The sequence below is a fragment of the Falsiroseomonas sp. RANM36 genome, from assembly GCF_056682175.1.
This window is the reverse complement of sequence record NZ_JBWXTD010000043.1, coordinates 1-408: the sequence shown is the minus strand read 5'-3', so window position 1 is coordinate 408 and position 408 is coordinate 1. Positions and strand designations below refer to the sequence as shown.

Here is a 408-nt window from a genome sequence, read left to right as displayed (position 1 = left end):
AGTAGAACTGCGGACGGTAGTTCGTGAAGAACGGCGTGTGGCGACCGCCCTCCTCCTTCGTCAGGATATACGCCTCGGCCTTGAACTGCGTGTGCGGCGTGATCGAGCCCGGCGCCGCCAGCACCTGGCCACGCTCCACGTCCTCGCGCTTCGTGCCGCGCAGCAGCGCGCCGATGTTGTCGCCCGCCTCGCCGCTGTCCAGCAGCTTGCGGAACATCTCGACGCCCGTCACCGTCGTCTTCACCGTGTCCTTCAGGCCGACGATCTCGACTTCCTCGCCCACCTTGATGATCCCGCGCTCAACACGGCCCGTCACCACCGTCCCGCGGCCGCTGATCGAAAACACGTCCTCGATCGGCATCAGGAAGGGGCGGTCCTTCGGACGCTCCGGCTGCGGGATGTAGGCGT

The 408-nt window shown here is 66.7% G+C and carries 1 protein-coding gene; it reads right to left on the bottom strand.

Annotated elements, in window-relative coordinates:
* The coding region (locus AC1MIR_RS27770) for an EF-Tu/IF-2/RF-3 family GTPase (protein ID WP_480031402.1) at positions 1-408 on the bottom strand (408 nt) is incomplete at both ends.